Annotated in this window: 13 protein-coding genes and 1 tRNA gene; 6 read left to right on the top strand and 8 right to left on the bottom strand. The window is 41.4% G+C overall.

The window, feature by feature from the left end:
- Window positions 1-361: 361 nt before the first annotated feature.
- The 7 genes from EKM82_RS11590 to yycF all read right to left on the bottom strand — a co-directional run bounded on the left by EKM82_RS11590 (window position 362) and on the right by yycF (window position 8,889).
- Window positions 362-529, bottom strand: coding sequence for a hypothetical protein (locus EKM82_RS11590; protein WP_164508214.1), 168 nt, complete (start codon window positions 527-529; stop codon window positions 362-364).
- A gap of 276 nt (window positions 530-805) precedes the next feature.
- Window positions 806-2,113, bottom strand: coding sequence for a S1C family serine protease (locus EKM82_RS09325; RefSeq protein ID WP_225419708.1), 1,308 nt, complete (start codon window positions 2,111-2,113; stop codon window positions 806-808).
- Window positions 2,114-2,261: 148 nt separating this feature from the next.
- On the bottom strand, window positions 2,262-3,077 hold the full coding sequence (locus tag EKM82_RS09320) for an MBL fold metallo-hydrolase (protein ID WP_125768426.1): 816 nt from the start codon (window positions 3,075-3,077) through the stop codon (window positions 2,262-2,264).
- Between the two features lie 770 nt (window positions 3,078-3,847).
- Complete coding sequence (locus EKM82_RS09315; RefSeq protein ID WP_125768423.1) at window positions 3,848-4,714, bottom strand: two-component system regulatory protein YycI; 867 nt, start codon at window positions 4,712-4,714, stop codon at window positions 3,848-3,850.
- Window positions 4,715-6,040, bottom strand: a complete 1,326-nt coding sequence (locus EKM82_RS09310) for a YycH family regulatory protein (RefSeq protein ID WP_164508213.1) — start codon at window positions 6,038-6,040, stop codon at window positions 4,715-4,717.
- Window positions 6,027-7,961 (bottom strand): cell wall metabolism sensor histidine kinase WalK, encoded by a 1,935-nt coding sequence (gene walK / locus EKM82_RS09305; protein ID WP_125768418.1) that lies wholly within the window; start codon window positions 7,959-7,961, stop codon window positions 6,027-6,029. The genes EKM82_RS09310 and walK overlap by 14 nt, the downstream gene beginning before the upstream one ends.
- 220 nt (window positions 7,962-8,181) lie before the next feature.
- Window positions 8,182-8,889 (bottom strand): response regulator YycF, encoded by a 708-nt coding sequence (gene yycF, locus EKM82_RS09300; RefSeq protein WP_125649618.1) that lies wholly within the window; start codon window positions 8,887-8,889, stop codon window positions 8,182-8,184.
- A gap of 586 nt (window positions 8,890-9,475) precedes the next feature.
- Between yycF and EKM82_RS11585 the strand changes: the two genes are divergently transcribed.
- The 6 genes from EKM82_RS11585 to EKM82_RS09275 all read left to right on the top strand — a co-directional run bounded on the left by EKM82_RS11585 (window position 9,476) and on the right by EKM82_RS09275 (window position 13,398).
- Window positions 9,476-9,661, top strand: a complete 186-nt coding sequence (locus EKM82_RS11585) for a hypothetical protein (protein WP_164508212.1) — start codon at window positions 9,476-9,478, stop codon at window positions 9,659-9,661.
- A gap of 216 nt (window positions 9,662-9,877) precedes the next feature.
- Window positions 9,878-9,950: transfer RNA gene (locus EKM82_RS09295), tRNA-Lys, on the top strand.
- A gap of 286 nt (window positions 9,951-10,236) precedes the next feature.
- On the top strand, window positions 10,237-10,578 hold the full coding sequence (locus tag EKM82_RS09290) for a DUF6442 family protein (protein ID WP_125768415.1): 342 nt from the start codon (window positions 10,237-10,239) through the stop codon (window positions 10,576-10,578).
- Between the two features lie 318 nt (window positions 10,579-10,896).
- Window positions 10,897-11,106 (top strand): helix-turn-helix transcriptional regulator, encoded by a 210-nt coding sequence (locus EKM82_RS09285; protein ID WP_125768412.1) that lies wholly within the window; start codon window positions 10,897-10,899, stop codon window positions 11,104-11,106.
- A 488-nt stretch (window positions 11,107-11,594) separates the two neighbouring features.
- Window positions 11,595-11,966: a nuclear transport factor 2 family protein gene (locus EKM82_RS09280; protein ID WP_125768519.1), complete on the top strand. Its 372-nt coding sequence runs from the start codon at window positions 11,595-11,597 to the stop codon at window positions 11,964-11,966.
- A gap of 169 nt (window positions 11,967-12,135) precedes the next feature.
- Window positions 12,136-13,398, top strand: a complete 1,263-nt coding sequence (locus EKM82_RS09275; RefSeq protein WP_125768408.1) for a replication-associated recombination protein A — start codon at window positions 12,136-12,138, stop codon at window positions 13,396-13,398.
- Between the two features lie 163 nt (window positions 13,399-13,561).
- On the opposite strand, the gene EKM82_RS09270 is transcribed toward EKM82_RS09275, so the two are convergent.
- Window positions 13,562-15,181 carry an ATP-binding cassette domain-containing protein gene (locus EKM82_RS09270; protein WP_125768405.1) on the bottom strand — a complete coding sequence of 540 codons (1,620 nt, stop codon included), beginning with the start codon at window positions 15,179-15,181 and terminating at the stop codon, window positions 13,562-13,564.
- Window positions 15,182-15,262 lie beyond the last annotated feature (81 nt).

Raw genomic sequence — 15,262 nt, 5'->3', positions numbered from 1 at the left:
ACACCTGTCGATAACAATGTGGATAACTTAAAAGCACTTGATTTTCCGCGGTATTATAGGATATCCACACCTTTATCCACACGCTGTGGATAACTAATGTCGATAAAACTTTCTCTTGACAAGTTTTTTACTGGTAAATAATCCGAACGTAGCGCCAAAATATCCGTTATAGCGACATTATTGCCGAACAATTACGTGAAACAATGAGATTTAACTGTTTTTTCTACTGCTAACGTTAGATTTGACCACTGATGTTACTTACTGACAATTCACACCTGAACTGTGCATAACCGTTATGCTTGTCATAATGTTACAAACGAGTTGTGCACAAGTCGGTCCACTAGTGGACTACTTATAAAAACTAGTGTTTCAGCAGAACAGGTTCTGACTCCATTGCGGGCTTGCTGGTTGTGGAACGCTGCCGGCATCGATTGATGCCAATTACAAACCAAATTGTCATCAATACGAGCCTTTGTCTAATTGCTGAAGCAATAAGACAAATTTGGCGGCTGACAACCACGCCCTCCATTTCGTCTGGAATTGAGGTGGTGCACTTCAACTTTGTTAGTACTTAAGGAAGTTATAGCGGGACTAATCAACTTGATTTGAATTGTTATCATACTTGAATAGTAGTATCAAAAGAGCTCGTTTGACATTCCTCTGGTTTCATCCAGAATGGTTGTCAAACGAGCTCATTAAGTTTATAACGATCTGTTTTTCTAAATAGTGGTGCTCAATTCTGTTAGTTTACACAGGTGGTTACTGGGGAAGTCTCGGCACCATTCTACCGAAATTCTACCTAAACCTAGTTACTGCTAGAACTGTTCGAGCTGCTAGTCGTACTGCTAGCTTCCTTGGTCAGCGTAACCTTGGTTTCTTGTAACTTACCATCACGATAGTACTTCACTGTAACGGTATCGCCAATTGAGTGGGCGTAAATTGCGGTGTGGATCTCGGCAATGCTAGTGACTTTTTTACTGTCAATGCCAACAACAGTATCATACTTCTTCAAACCGGCTTTAGCTGCAGGGCCACCAGATTCAACAGAAGCAATCACCACACCACTAGTCACAGTCGTTGGTAATTTCAAAGTTGATTTTTGTTGATCAGCGGAAATGTTCGTTAAATCAACGACACCGACGCCAAGCGCTGGCCGGACAACTTTACCATTTTTAACTAATTGATCAATGATTTGAGCGACTTCGTTACTTGGATAAGCAAAGCCCATCCCTTCAACGGAAGTGCCATCAGTGCTTTGGGCATACTTCAATGAGTTGATCCCAATAACTTGGCCAGAACTATTTACTAGTGGGCCACCAGAGTTCCCTGGGTTGATTGCCGCATCTGTTTGAATAACTGTGGCTTGACCAGTTGTTTGGCCGGTGGTGTCATCAGTCACATCAATCGTCCGATTTTTCGCTGAAACAATCCCTTCAGTTACTGACGTTGCATATTCACTACCAAGTGGTGAGCCAATAGCAATTACTGGTTCAGCTGGCGTGATTTTTGATGAATCACCGAAGCTGGCAACTGTTGTGACTTTAGCTGAGCTAATTGATAAAACAGCTAAATCAGAAGTCGCATCAGCGCCGACGATTTTAGCAGAAACTTTCGTCCCATCAGCTAAAATAACTTGCAAGGCATCAGAACCAGAAACCACATGATTGTTAGTGACGATATAAGCAGTGCCATCTTGCTTGGCATAAATCAAGCCAGAACCTTCACTGACCGTCTCTAATTCAGATGAACTCGTGCCTGAGCCGGAACTTGAATCAGAAGAACCACTGCTCTTACTGTTACCACTGCTACCAAATAGATCTGAGAAAATATCGCTACCACTATTTTGACTTTGGCGTTGTTCGTTAATGACAGAAACAACGGCCCCTTCAACTTTATTGAAGGCTTTGGTCATGGAACTATTTGTTTTGACAGAAACATTGCTAACTTTCGTGGTACCCGACGTACCTGAGGAATCGGTGGCCGTATCGCTGCTATTGCGACTAAGCATTGAAAAACCAGCAAAAGCTACGCCACCGCCAATTACCGCCGAAACAACAGCGATAACGGCAATTTGCCACCAGGTGATGCCACGTCTCATTCTACGCTTACTCATCTTTATCTATCTCCTTAAAATCATTTCTAACGAGTTGATTAGTTGATAACTCATTTATCTGACTTTATCTTACTGAGCAAATTTGAATTATTTATGAAATTGCTCTTGACAAACCATAAACTAATTGTGTCTTTTTTTAGACATTGCCCTAAACAATCGTTAGTGGATCAGCAACCGCTGGATCAGTATCCATAATTTTAAAGGCATCACCGACACCAAAATCATGATCAGCTAGGAAGTCACTAACCGTTTGGTGCGCCAACTTCTTCGCATTATTCTCTTGACTTAAATGGCCGAGATAGATTTTCTTCGTCCGCCGACCAAGAACACTCATCAACGCCAAAGCACCGTCATCATTGGATAAATGGCCTTGATCACCCAGAATTCGTTGTTTTAACGACCAGGGATAAGGACCATCACGCAGCATCATCAAGTCGTGATTACATTCCATTAAATAACCATCGGCATCAGCAATCGTGCCGGCAACCCGATCAGAAACATAACCAGTATCAGTCAGAATTGCAAAAGCATGATCATCATGATGAAATTGATAAAACTGCGGCTCAGCAGCATCATGAGAAACGCCGAAACTTTCTACATCTAAGTCACCCAAACTCAAAGTTTTGCCCATTTCAAAAATATGTTTTTGTTCTGGGGCAATTTTACCAATTTTGGGACTCATTGCCTGCCAAGTACCTTCGTTTGCATAAACATCAAGGTGATAACGCCGCGCTAAGACACCCACCCCATGAATATGATCGCTATGTTCGTGAGTGACAAAAACCGCATCAACATCGTTCAAATCGCGACCAATACTTGCCATTAAAGCGGCAATCTTTTTGCCAGAAAGTCCAGCATCCACTAAGACCTTATGTTGCGGCGTTTCAAGGTAGGTGACATTGCCTGAACTACTGCTAGCCAAGACACTGACGCGTAGCCCTTCAGTTGTATCTGGTTGCGTCATCAATAAAGCTTCCTTTCAAATTCCTAATCAAAATCATTTAACTTATTTTAGCACAGTCGAATCGCTGCGGTTAATTTGCGAACTAGTTCTGAAAATAGTTGCTTAGATCAATCTGTCCTGATTTTAGTCGTTTCTTAGCTGAGTAACGGCAGGGGCCCAGCGATTTAAAGGGCGTGGAACGCTGTGGCCGTCGATTTGAACCAAATTAAAACCCCAATTGTTTCAAATACGAGGCTTTGACTAGCTGCTAAAGCAGCAAGACAAATTTCACAGCTGACGCCAATCGCTGGGCCCCTGCCTGATGAGGCAGTTTAACTCAGCACCACTGTTTAGAAAACCAGATTGTTGTGAAGCCATAGACTGATTGACAATTTTTATGGATTTAAGAAATTATAAGCAAGAAAAGATTGGCAATCAGCCTCAGCGATTTTGCACTTCAGATCTGTTTAAATTAGTTGAGTTAGCCCACTACAACTGACTTTATCAAGTCGCAAAAATAAAGTGCCCAAACTTAGCTCCAGACGGAATGGAGGGATCTTGTCGTCAGCCAATCGGGTTTCATTTGCGTAGGAGCTTGCGAGAAGCAGCCAAATTATTGTTAGTGCTTTAGCACTTATAATAAGACCTGTATCTGAGACAATTTGATTTGTAATTGGCTCAGATCAGCGTCGGCCGCGTTCCACGACAAGCAGCCCGGAATGCAGTCCGAACTAATTCTGTTTGATCATCTACATTAATTATTTGAACTTATTAATGCAAATCTGCAGTAATTAATCATCAGCATCAACAGTGGTACTCGAGCTACTAGCCGAACTACTACTTGAATCAGTGGTGGTCGTGCCTTTAATAATCGTCTTTGTTAAGGCGTTAACCTTCTTCAAAGTCTCGTTTTTCGTGCCTTTATGTTGAATCATCACATTCCAGACCGGCACGTAAATAATACTGCCACGAACATCGATTAATTCAGAATAACCAAGCTTATACCAAACAATCTTGGAATTCTGAGAAATTTCACTAGAAGTATATAACAACTCAATGGCATCGCGGGCACTGATGGTCGTTTGCTTCTCGCGCAACACCGTTACGTTCGGCAAATAAGTTTGCGTGTAACCCGTAACGCTGCCGTTACTAATTTTAAAAGTCAGAGTACCTTGGGGATCAATAATCACGCCCTGTTTGGTTTTCTGGGCAAAAACAATGGTACTCTTCGCGTCCGACATGCCTGACTGATAAACATATTCTTGACCGTGGAGCACGTTATGTTCGTTTTCCACGAAGCCCTTAAGAACTGTGACAACATTATTCTTGCCATAACCAATTGGCACGTTAAACTGACTGGTTAATTTGTGCGTGTCATAGTTATATGAAGTTGATTGACTGCTTAACTCTTTGGTGTTTTTAGCTAAAACGTCTTCAGTTTGGCTAGCCAAATAATAACCCTCACCTTTGTCATTAGATAATTTCGGCACGGTGATATGGTCGTCCTTCATGTCCTTAATGATCGCCTGCTCGTTGGTCACTGTTGGCGTGGTGTTATAAGTGGCGTTGCTGCCTTTCTGGGTATATGAGGCTAGCAAGAACACATCCAACGCTAAAAAGACAATCAAGAAAATCATTTCAATTCTCCGGAAATCCATTTATTGCGCCTCCGTTCCACTTTGATCCTGCAACCAATCTTGATAATCACGCCAACGATTGTTGATTTTGACATAATACGTTGGCATTAAATCAACGATATCAGCATCTGTAGTATCACTGACCCAACGATAGCCGATCACCAAATCTTGAATCGACTTGCGGGAATAATTGGCCGCCACTAATTTACTCATCACCGTTTCCGTAGCTGGCAACGTTACTTTATTAGCTTTGGCAGGCACTGGCACTTGTAAAATGCGACTTGAAAAAGCCGTTTGACTACCAGTATTCGAGAATTTCACTTTAACTGAACCAAAATCACTTTGCTGGAAAATTGGAAAACCTTCAACAAAGCTGCGAAAAGCCACAACGTTATTGGTTTGATCAACACTGTAATAACGAATGTCTGTTAAAGGATTGCCAATATCAGTTAATGCTGTAAAACTGCTCTCCAATAAACTCTTCAAGTTATTTGGGACATCTGTTTGACTGTTATTAGAGAAAGTTAACTGGTCACTGCGATGGTCGACGGTCAACTGGTTATGATAACTGCCGCCATAATAAGTGGTTTGGCCGCCTGACTCCCGTGATTCCACGTTGGTATTTTTGTCATTACTCATTAATGCCGAAATATAAGTGTTCTCATTGCGGCGATTGATTAAATAACTATACGGTCGCAAGGTCACTTCATTCTGGAAGAAAATCTGTGGTCGTTCCTGTAATTGGACTTGGCTCACCGCTATGTTCATATCAGCCTTGGCCACCAAATTACGAATCGTGGCGATTTGCGTATTGCTAACCCGACTTTGCCAAACCTTCTGACTAATATCATCCAAGAAATAAATATGGTCCAAATTATTCGAGGTACTAAAAATAACGCGTGTAAAAGCCACATCACTGGCCACGTCTTTCAACCGATCCTGCTTGATGACCGAGCCAAAAAGCTTCAGTGACATTTGGTCAGCATAAACCATTTGTAAGGTGCCACTTTGATCCATCAAATCATGATAGCTGGTCGTACTGCGCCGGAAAGAATGAAAGTCCCACTTTTGGACGACTTGGCGCACTTCTAAAGCTAGATTTTCCTTATGGTTATAGACAAAAGTTTGATTCTTCTTATTATCAACTTTAACAACCGCCGTTGGTAAATAGACTTGGCTTAAGTTCTGTTGATTGGCCGCCGTAATACTGTCAGTTGTGGTGCCGGTTTCCGTATCCGTACGTCGTTCATAACGCTGATTATTGGTCCAGATCAGGAAACTAAGAATCAAACTAACGACGACTGCCAGAATTAGAATCACGCGCACTAAGAGGTTAGTCCTCCGCATCCCACTCATCTCCATTCTCATAAGTTTGGTATGGCAAGGAAATGTAGAACGTCGAGCCACGACCTTCAGCACTGTCGACCCAAATGTGGCCATGATGGGCCTCAACAACTTCCTTGGAAATTGCTAAGCCCAAACCAGTCCCACCTTGTTTCCGCGACCGCGCTTTGTCCACTCGATAAAAGCGATCGAAAATCTTATTAATATCTTTACGAGGAATCCCCAAACCTTGGTCACTAATACTGATGACCACATTTTGGTGATTCTCCATTAGTCGGGCGGTGATCACGCCACCATCTGGTGAATACTTAATGGCGTTATTCATGATGTTGTCGATCACCTGCATCATTTTATCTGTGTCTAATTCAACCCAGAGATCACGTTTAACGAATTCGCGTTTGATACTATAACGCTTGTCTTCGTGTGGTAGCATCGGGTTGTTTTTGTCGTTACGTTCGTTCTCGGTTTTGATCATCATGTCGAAGCGATTCAAAATGTAATTGAAGAATTCATTTAAATTGACATACTCCAATTCCATCTTGGCTGTACCTTGATCCAAGCGCGACAACGCCAGTAATTCGTTGATCATCCGAATCATCCGGTCGGTTTCTTCCTGAGTCACGCTTAAAAACTGTGGTGCTAACTTAGGATCTTGCCAAGCCCCATCAGTCAAAGCTTCAATATAACTGCGCACGCTCGTCAACGGCGTTCGCAATTCATGAGACACATTCGAAACGAATTCCCGCCGTTCGGCATCGTTCTTTTCCTGTTCAGTAATATCATGCAGCACACAAACCAAGCCGCTAATGAAACCTGTCTCTCGTTGAATCAAGGAAAAATCAGCGTGGAGAATTAAATCTTGCGTTTCACTGGTAACCACCTTTTCCGGTTGATCGGCGTTATGCTTCTGCGTGATCTTATCTGGTTCAATCGTCATTTCGTGGCGTGTTTCTAACAAATCGCGCAGTGAATATTCATCCTCGATCCCCAGAATAGTCAAAATCGACACACCAATCGCGTCATCACTGCTTAGATTTAAGAAACTTTGAGCCGTTTCATTAATAATCGTCACATTGCCCCGGCGATCAGTGGCAATTACGCCGTCGGTCATATGACTTAACACTGAATCCAAACGCCGCCGTTCCGAGTCAGAAACTTCTTGAGCCTCTTCGACCCGGACTGACAAGTTATTGACGGCTAGCGCTAATTGACCCAATTCATCTTGCCCATAAATCCGCACTTGCCCGGAATAATCACCGTCGGCCATCCGAATGGCTTGCTTTTTCATTTCGTCAATTGGTTGCGTTATTGCCCGGGCAATAAATATAGCAATGACCATGCCTAATAACCCAGCAACTAATGAAGCCGTCAGGAAAATCAGGGTAATGGAATTAATATTGGAATAAACATCGTCCATACTGGCTTTAACGTAAATCGCCCCGACCACTTGATTGGCATCAGTACTAGGATTGGTGATCGGCGTGATCGAGGTATAAAAACTGCCACCACGATCATCAGAACTAATCTGCGTTTGCTTATGATTGGAATAAATGACGTTTTTAATCTCGGCATCAGGTGTGCGTTGGCCCACATTGCCCTGATCGTTAGCATTACTCGTCCCGCGAATGATGCCTTTATTATCAACAACTTGCACTTCGGAAATTGAAGAATTATCAACCTCGGCGACAATATTCTTAATATTACGATTGGCGACGTCAGTGCTAGTGTTATTTAATTCATTGGCCAACTGACTGCTGACATAAGGTTGGATCACCACAGAATCCTCGAAAGTTTTAATATTCTGCTGTTCCAATTGCTTGACGAAATAAGCCCCGATAATTTCGATCGTGGTTAATAGTAGCAAGACGAAAACCAATGCTATTTTAAAATGAATGGATTGAAAAGGACGAATTTTCTCGTTCATAACGGTCGCGAATGTTGCAAAATCAATGGGATCTTGCCCACACTCAGTTCACTTCCTTAATTTCTCTTGCTTGCTGGTCGTTTAAAGTTCGACCTAAATAAAAGGAGACAGAAGTTACGCTTTGACCAACAGCTGCTGGTCAAACGCGAAGATAACTTATGTCTCACTTTCTCACGCGTATTCACAATAGTCAACACGAACAAAAATCATTTTACATTTCTTAATCGTTATCAGGATTTTTCAAATAATAACCAACCCCGCGTCGGGTCATGATCCAGTCAGGATGACTAGGATTATCTTCGATTTTCTCCCGCAACCGGCGAACAGTCACATCGACCGTCCGCACGTCACCGAAATAATCATAACCCCAAACAGTCTGCAATAAATGTTCACGGGTCATGACTTGGCCCAGATGCTTGGCCAGATAATGTAACAATTCAAATTCGCGATGGGTCAGCTCAATCTTTTCGCCACGTTTGGCCACATCATAAGCCTCAGGGAAAATGGTCAAATCACCCACATCAATTTCATGGTGATCATCTTCCTCACTGTCAGCAGAAGCAGTTGCTTGCCGCCGCAAGTTAGCTTTGACTCGGGCCACTAATTCACGATTAGAAAATGGCTTCGTAACATAATCATCAGCCCCTAATTCCAAACCGATGACTTTATCGATTTCAGAATCTTTGGCAGTGACCATGATAATTGGCATGTCGTGCGTCTTGCGAACTTCACGGGCCACTTCCAAGCCATCAACTTTTGGTAACATTAAATCTAATAGGATTAAATCAGGATTAACTTCTTCAACTTTTTTTAATGCTTCTTCGCCATCATAAGCGACGTACACATCGTAGCCCTCTTTAGTGAGAGAGAACTTAACGATATCCGAAATAGGTTTTTCATCATCAACAACTAAGATTTTTTTCGCCATATTTATGGTTCCTCCTTAGAGCGTTCCCAATCTATTATACTAACTTTCAGAAAAAAGCACAAAGGTTCCTCTCTTTTACACAGGAATACCCATTTTTAATGCATTTCTTGTCTTTAATTACACGCTCAAAATATGAATATGCCATTCTAAAAATCAGGTGGGGTGATCAAAACAGAACTGGCTACAGACTCCATTGCGGGCTTGCTGGTTGTGGAACGCTGCCGGCATTGATTTGAGCTTATTGCTACGCAACAATCTCAAATACAAGCCTTCTCGTAAGTGCTAAAGCACCAACGAGAATTTGGCTGCTGACAACCACGCCCTCCATTCCGTCTGGAGTTAAGCTTGTGTATTTCAATATTGTTAGTAGTTAAGGCAATCATTGTGGGACAACTCAACTCTGTTAGATAGATATTAAATTTGAATAGTAAGACCAAAAATGTTTAATTGATAATTGATCTCTAATTCTCTAACACGCTGATTTTTTCGGATCCACAAAAATTGTCAACTAACCTACTAGTTCACATCAATCTGTTTTTCTCAATAGTGGTGATCAGTTCTATTAGTTTATCCTGGTGGTGGCTGGGTGATTGGCGTCAGATGTGAAATTATTGTTGGTGCTTTAGCACTTACAATAAGCCTCGAATTTGAGATTTTCGTAGAAAAGCTCAAATCGACGGCCACGTCGTTCCACGCCCTCTCAATCGCCCAGCCACCACCAACCCAAATTGAGGAAGTCTTGCCACCAGATTCGACAACTCGGGCTTTATGATTTAAACATGAACCCAATTTTTGTAGTACCTACATAATTAACTACGAATAAAGAGGTGGAATTTTTGGATAGCGCTTATTTTAGCTCTTTATTATAGTAAGTAACTGATTTTTGCACTAAAAAATAAACTTTTTTAAGAATTTTGGCCAAAAAAAGCCAAGGAAGGGTTGCGAGACCATATTCCATATGCTAATATAGTTAAGTCGTCAGATATTTGGGTGGTTAGCTCAGCTGGCAGAGCAACGGACTCTTAATCCGTGGGTCCAGGGTTCGATCCCCTGACCACCCATTAATCGATATTAACCAGTGATCACGCAGCGATAAAACGCCGTGGTTGCTGGTTTTTTTGTGTCTTCAATTAGGATAGTAGCAGATAGATGACAACGATATCGTATTCAAAAATAACAATATAAATTAATAACGGCCATATGATTATGTGCTAGAAAATCATTATTACGCAAAAAGAGACTTGGGTTTTTGCCCGGTCCTTTTTTACAACCAATTGACAAGTTTACTTGGCAAGTAGTATATTATCTATGTAAAGTAAACTTGTCATCATTGAGGAGAATATACTAATGAATAAAGAAGAGATTTTAGCTAAGAATCGTCACGATAATATTAATGGCGATGAACGTCAGAAACAGTTACAATTACAAAATATCGTAGATTCATATTTAGTTTTGTTGGCACTCTTCGGAGTTTGTTTGGGAATCAATGCCGTTACACTACTTTTTTGGAAATTTGAGTTTACCGATACAAAGACTATTATGATGGCCTTTGTCTTGGTAGTCACCGTTATGTCCTATCGAAAATTTCAAGTTGAGAAAGTTCGTAAAAATCGTTGGTCTGTAATTTTATCATTTACGGCATTAGTAGCCATATTGGCGGCAATTATATTGCGAGGATTGGGAAAGTAATTTAAGGAACAAATGAACTACTTGAGAAGTCCTATGCTGAAGAAAAAATGAGGAGTGGAATTACTTAAACGATCGTAGTAGGAAAAAGGCATACTGGCACTCTCTCTTTTAGCAGTGATTCTAACAATATTTAGGTTTATCGTAATTTACCAATTGACGATATTTTGTCATTTATTTTACTTGCTGTAGGAACTTTTTCCCGACATAAAAATGACAAACAAGTATTTTCCTTAATCATATTGATCAGAAGCATTGTTGCCTGTATTGGCCCATTATTTTGGTATGTGGTAACGACATTATAGATATGGAAGTTAGAGCATGGACTCAGAAAAATTGGTATTAAAGAATAATTTACGCGTAGTTCGAAAAGAAAATCAGTTATCACAGCAGGAACTAGCCGATTTAGTGGGAGTGTCACGTAATACGATCGGTTCGATTGAAACAGGAAAATTCAATCCAACCGCTAAGTTAGCGCTAGTTTTATGTGTAGCCCTTGATAAAAAATTTGAAGAATTATTTTATTTCTAAAAAGAGCGTGGAACAAAATACGTTCAGTTTCCGAATATTAATGTAAATAAACGGAAAACTCAACATTGAGTTCCCAATCTATTAGATTGAGCAAAAGAAGCCGTACTTTTGTTCCGTATTTTTGCTACAATATTAAAAATAAAAATGGCTATCAGTCTCTTGATGGATGCTTAAAATGGCTTTCCATATTTTAAATCCGCTAATAAATTCATTCTTAATAATTCTCATTGCTAGCCCATCAAGACCAAATATGCCATAGTAACCGCCAATGACAATATCGAGCCGTTTAAAGTTGACCACCCATTAATCGATATTAACCAGTGATCACGCAGCGATAAAACGCCGTGGTTGCTGGTTTTTTTGTGTCTTCAATATTGAAATAGCGTTTTGCATAAGTGAGACTTATCAATTAGCCACAAAATTAAAATAGCTTTCGACCATAATCACGGGTATCATCGTGCTTATCAATTAAGAAAGCGTGTGAAATGATGACGGACAAAGAAGCAATTATTCAATTATACCGAGCAGAAAATATAGCCATGGTTAATCGAGATATCAAACAATTAAATGAAATTTTGGCGCCTAGCATGACGTTGACCCACATGACAAATTACGTTCAACCAAAACTTGAATGGCTCGACCAAATTCAAAGTGAAGCGATGCGTTATTTCTCATCCCAAGAAGTTGCTATTAAGGAGATTAGAATTGATGGCGACAAGGCTAGTTTAATTGGCCAAAATCAAGTTCAAGCTAAGATTTGGGGTGGTAGTGTCAATACTTGGCCTTTGGAAATGAAAATGTATTTCGCCAAACAAAATGGGCACTGGATCATTACTAAACAGGTTGCTAGTACCTATTAAAAACGGTCTTTGCCAAGCACTACGAATTTTCTTAACTCTTAAACTTTCAGCCTGACTGCCAAACCCGAAATTTTCTCGACTTGAAGCGCTCGTGTTATGATAATACCAGTAGTTTAACTATGAATAAGCTGGTCAAAAAATCAAGGCAATTTCAGAAAGGAACCTGATCTTGGCATTTAAAACACCGTTGGCTGATCAAATGCGACCCCAAGAATTGGCCCAAATGGTTGGGCAACAGGAATTATTGACGCCTGGTCAACCATTACGTCAAATCATTGATCGCCATGTTAATATTCCGTTGATTCTTTGGGGACCACCAGGCACGGGTAAAACCAGTTTGGCCCAAATTATTGCTCGGCAAAATCATTATCCTTTCGTGGCTTTTAATGCCTCAACCGACAACAAGGCTCAGCTCACCCAAGCAATTGCCCTCTACCCGAACCAATCTTTCGTGTTATTGGTCGACGAAATTCACCGCATGACCAAGACACTGCAGGACTTCTTACTGCCCTATTTAGAAAATGGTCACGTAATGCTGATCGGTTCCACCACCGAAAACCCAATTATGTCGATTGTGCCAGCAATTCGCTCACGCTGCCAAATTTTTGAATTCCAAGCACTGGACGAGAATGATATTCAAACCACCTTGCAACGGGCGGTTACGGATGTTTATCATTTAAATGCTGATCAAGTCGAGGCCAAGGCGCTGGAATTGATTGCTATTTCTGCCGATGGCGACTTGCGGGTGGCCTTGAATATTCTGGAAACCATTCACGCCATCGACGCTGATAAAATTACGGTGGCGGCGGTTCAGAATTTCGCCCAGCAGCAACATTTCAGTTACGACCGCAAAGCTACGAAACATTATGACTATTTATCGGCCTACTCCGATTCAATGGCCGGTTCCGACACTGATGCGGCGCTTTACTACTTGGCTATTTTACTGAAGAATAACGATTTGCCCTCGGTGGTCCGGCGCTTACGGGAAATTCCCTATACTTACATTGGCCTGGCAAACCCCGAGCAAGTGACTCAGATTGTGGTCGCCGCCAATCAAGCGGAAAAAGTCGGCATGCCCAAAGCCAAATATCCGCTGATGTTCGCCACGATGCTGATGTGCATCTCGCCTAAGTCAGGTTCCTTCGATGAAACTTGGCCCAAGTTAGATGCTGACACTGAGCATCCCAACGAGCACCCGATGCCGCGAGGATTACGGGACATGCATTACAAGCACTCTGAAGAAATCACCGGTGGTGGCTTGATCGACAATCCTTTCGCCAGCCCGCACCAGATTGCCCAACAAAATTACATGCCCCAGGGTCTGGCTGGCCGTCAATATTACCAGCCTAAAGACAATCAAAACGAGCGTAAATTAGGCGAACAATATTTCAAATTACATCGCTATATTTATGGCGAAGATTATCACGACTGAAGACTAAATAGACGTTAAAATTATATGTTATAAAAAAGAGCTAGGAGAATTCACTCCTAACTCTTTTTTGGATTAATGAACCACCTAAAATAAAAATTCCTAGTTTGGGTGATATGTCCCAAGCCACGCGTTTTATTTTTCGCCCATTTTCACGCGGTATTCCCTATCCATGCATAGTCACTTGATCAAGACGAATAACTTGATCATAGTCTTTTAGTTGGTCCTCAGGAACCTGATGCGCGACTTCAATCAAGGTTTTCTGACTAGTAATAAATAATTGATGAACTTGTTCAGCTGTTTGCTGGTCCAACGAGGAGGTTGCTTCATCAGCGAGGATAATTGGTCGATCATAAAGCTGGGCCCGGGCAATTTCCAAACGTTGCAATTCGCCTCCGGAAAGATTCTGTCCATTTTCACCCACTTGATAGTTTAACCCTTCATCAGTACTGAATTGTGGCAATCCAGCGTTTTGCAACGCCTGTTGAATTTGCTGTTGACTAAAATGCCGTCCTAAAGTCAGATTAAATTGAATCGTGTCGTCAAAAGCAAAAGGCTGTTGACTGATCCAAGCAAATTGTTCTTCAACAGTTGTCGGTGAAAACTGCGTAATTGGTTGTCCATTAAACGCATAATTACCTGCACTCGGAACCAATTCGTCTTGCAAAACTGCCAACAACGTCGACTTGCCAAATCCCGAAGGCGCCGTGATCAGGACCTTCTCACCAGCCGAGATCTTTAAATTTAACTGCTTAAATAATTCTCTTTGATCAACAGTGACCGCAAAATTATGTAACTGCAAATCGGAGAACTCGCCGATAGTTTGCCCTTGGTCTAAACCTGACTGATTTTTCGCATGGGCAACTTGATTTTGCTTGGCGGTTAATACCCGTTGTTGAATTTCAGTGATTGTTTGGCGCTGATTATTGGCACCAACAATGGCCATTAAGGGATTAGCAATACTATTGGATAATTGCATCACCGAAATGAAACTAGCCAAAGTCAACGCACCTAAAATAATTCGATAAACACCGACACCAAAAGGAATGGTCATTGCCGTCAACATCGCTACTGTATAAGCTAACGAATTAGCCACGCCAATCGTTAAATTCATGCGCCGCAAACTATTTTCTAAATGACTCCCTAGTCCTACCAACTTCTTACCCAGTGTTGCTTCAGCTTGATAAGTTCGAATCGTCCGTTTGCCAGTTAAAATATCTTTTAAACGATTGGTAAAACTGGCGTTAGCCTGGGACCATTCTTTTCCTCGTTGACTAATTCGACCTTGGGTGAAATTGGAAATTAGCAGCGGTACTAATGAGCCGACGAAGAAAGCCAATGTTGTCCAAATATCATAAGTCAAGGAAGCCACCAACGCGAAAATAAAGGTTAATAGGTTCGTGACCATATCCATCTCGGCCTTAATGCCATTGGTTTCTAACAACTTTAAATCATTGGTCATGAACGAAATATTGTCGGAAATCGCCTTGGTCTGTGGCGCCGTCGATAATATTTCTTTAATCATAATCTGCTTGATTTCCAAGTTAGCCGCAGCAACATAACGCGTCTCAGCGTTGACTTGTAACAAACTAATGCCACAGAAAATCAAAAAACCTACAATTGCAATGACACTGTTCTGCAAAAAAAGCGTCATGTTTGCCTTGGTCGCCGCAGCAATAAACCGCCCGAGAATAAACGCCATGAACACACTTTGCAGACTATCTAAAGCGGTCCAAAATAAATAATTAATCAGTTTCGACTTTTTCCCAAATTTAAAAATTAACATGCCATCAACTCCAAAATAATGTTATCAACATTCAAGGGCACCAATTATCTCATCAATAAAATCAAGGCAACTATAATCTAG

It is taken from the genome of Lapidilactobacillus wuchangensis (assembly GCF_003946645.1).
GTDB lineage: Bacteria > Bacillota > Bacilli > Lactobacillales > Lactobacillaceae > Lapidilactobacillus > Lapidilactobacillus wuchangensis.
This window is presented reverse-complemented; position numbering and strand designations above follow the sequence as displayed.

Bases quoted from the DNA above. Each gene is read 5' to 3' on its own strand.
- EKM82_RS11590 (WP_164508214.1), bottom strand. From the start codon at position 529: ATGGAGGGCGTGGTTGTCAGCCGCCAAATTTGTCTTATTGCTTCAGCA.
- EKM82_RS09310 (WP_164508213.1), bottom strand. From the start codon at position 6,040: ATGCGGAGGACTAACCTCTTAGTGCGCGTGATTCTAATTCTGGCAGTC.
- EKM82_RS09325 (WP_225419708.1), bottom strand. From the start codon at position 2,113: ATGAGTAAGCGTAGAATGAGACGTGGCATCACCTGGTGGCAAATTGCC.
- EKM82_RS09315 (WP_125768423.1), bottom strand. From the start codon at position 4,714: ATGGATTTCCGGAGAATTGAAATGATTTTCTTGATTGTCTTTTTAGCG.
- EKM82_RS09285 (WP_125768412.1), top strand. From the start codon at position 10,897: ATGGACTCAGAAAAATTGGTATTAAAGAATAATTTACGCGTAGTTCGA.
- yycF (WP_125649618.1), bottom strand. From the start codon at position 8,889: ATGGCGAAAAAAATCTTAGTTGTTGATGATGAAAAACCTATTTCGGAT.
- EKM82_RS09280 (WP_125768519.1), top strand. From the start codon at position 11,595: ATGACGGACAAAGAAGCAATTATTCAATTATACCGAGCAGAAAATATA.
- EKM82_RS09290 (WP_125768415.1), top strand. From the start codon at position 10,237: ATGAATAAAGAAGAGATTTTAGCTAAGAATCGTCACGATAATATTAAT.
- EKM82_RS09270 (WP_125768405.1), bottom strand. From the start codon at position 15,181: ATGTTAATTTTTAAATTTGGGAAAAAGTCGAAACTGATTAATTATTTA.
- walK (WP_125768418.1), bottom strand. From the start codon at position 7,961: ATGAACGAGAAAATTCGTCCTTTTCAATCCATTCATTTTAAAATAGCA.
- EKM82_RS09320 (WP_125768426.1), bottom strand. From the start codon at position 3,077: ATGACGCAACCAGATACAACTGAAGGGCTACGCGTCAGTGTCTTGGCT.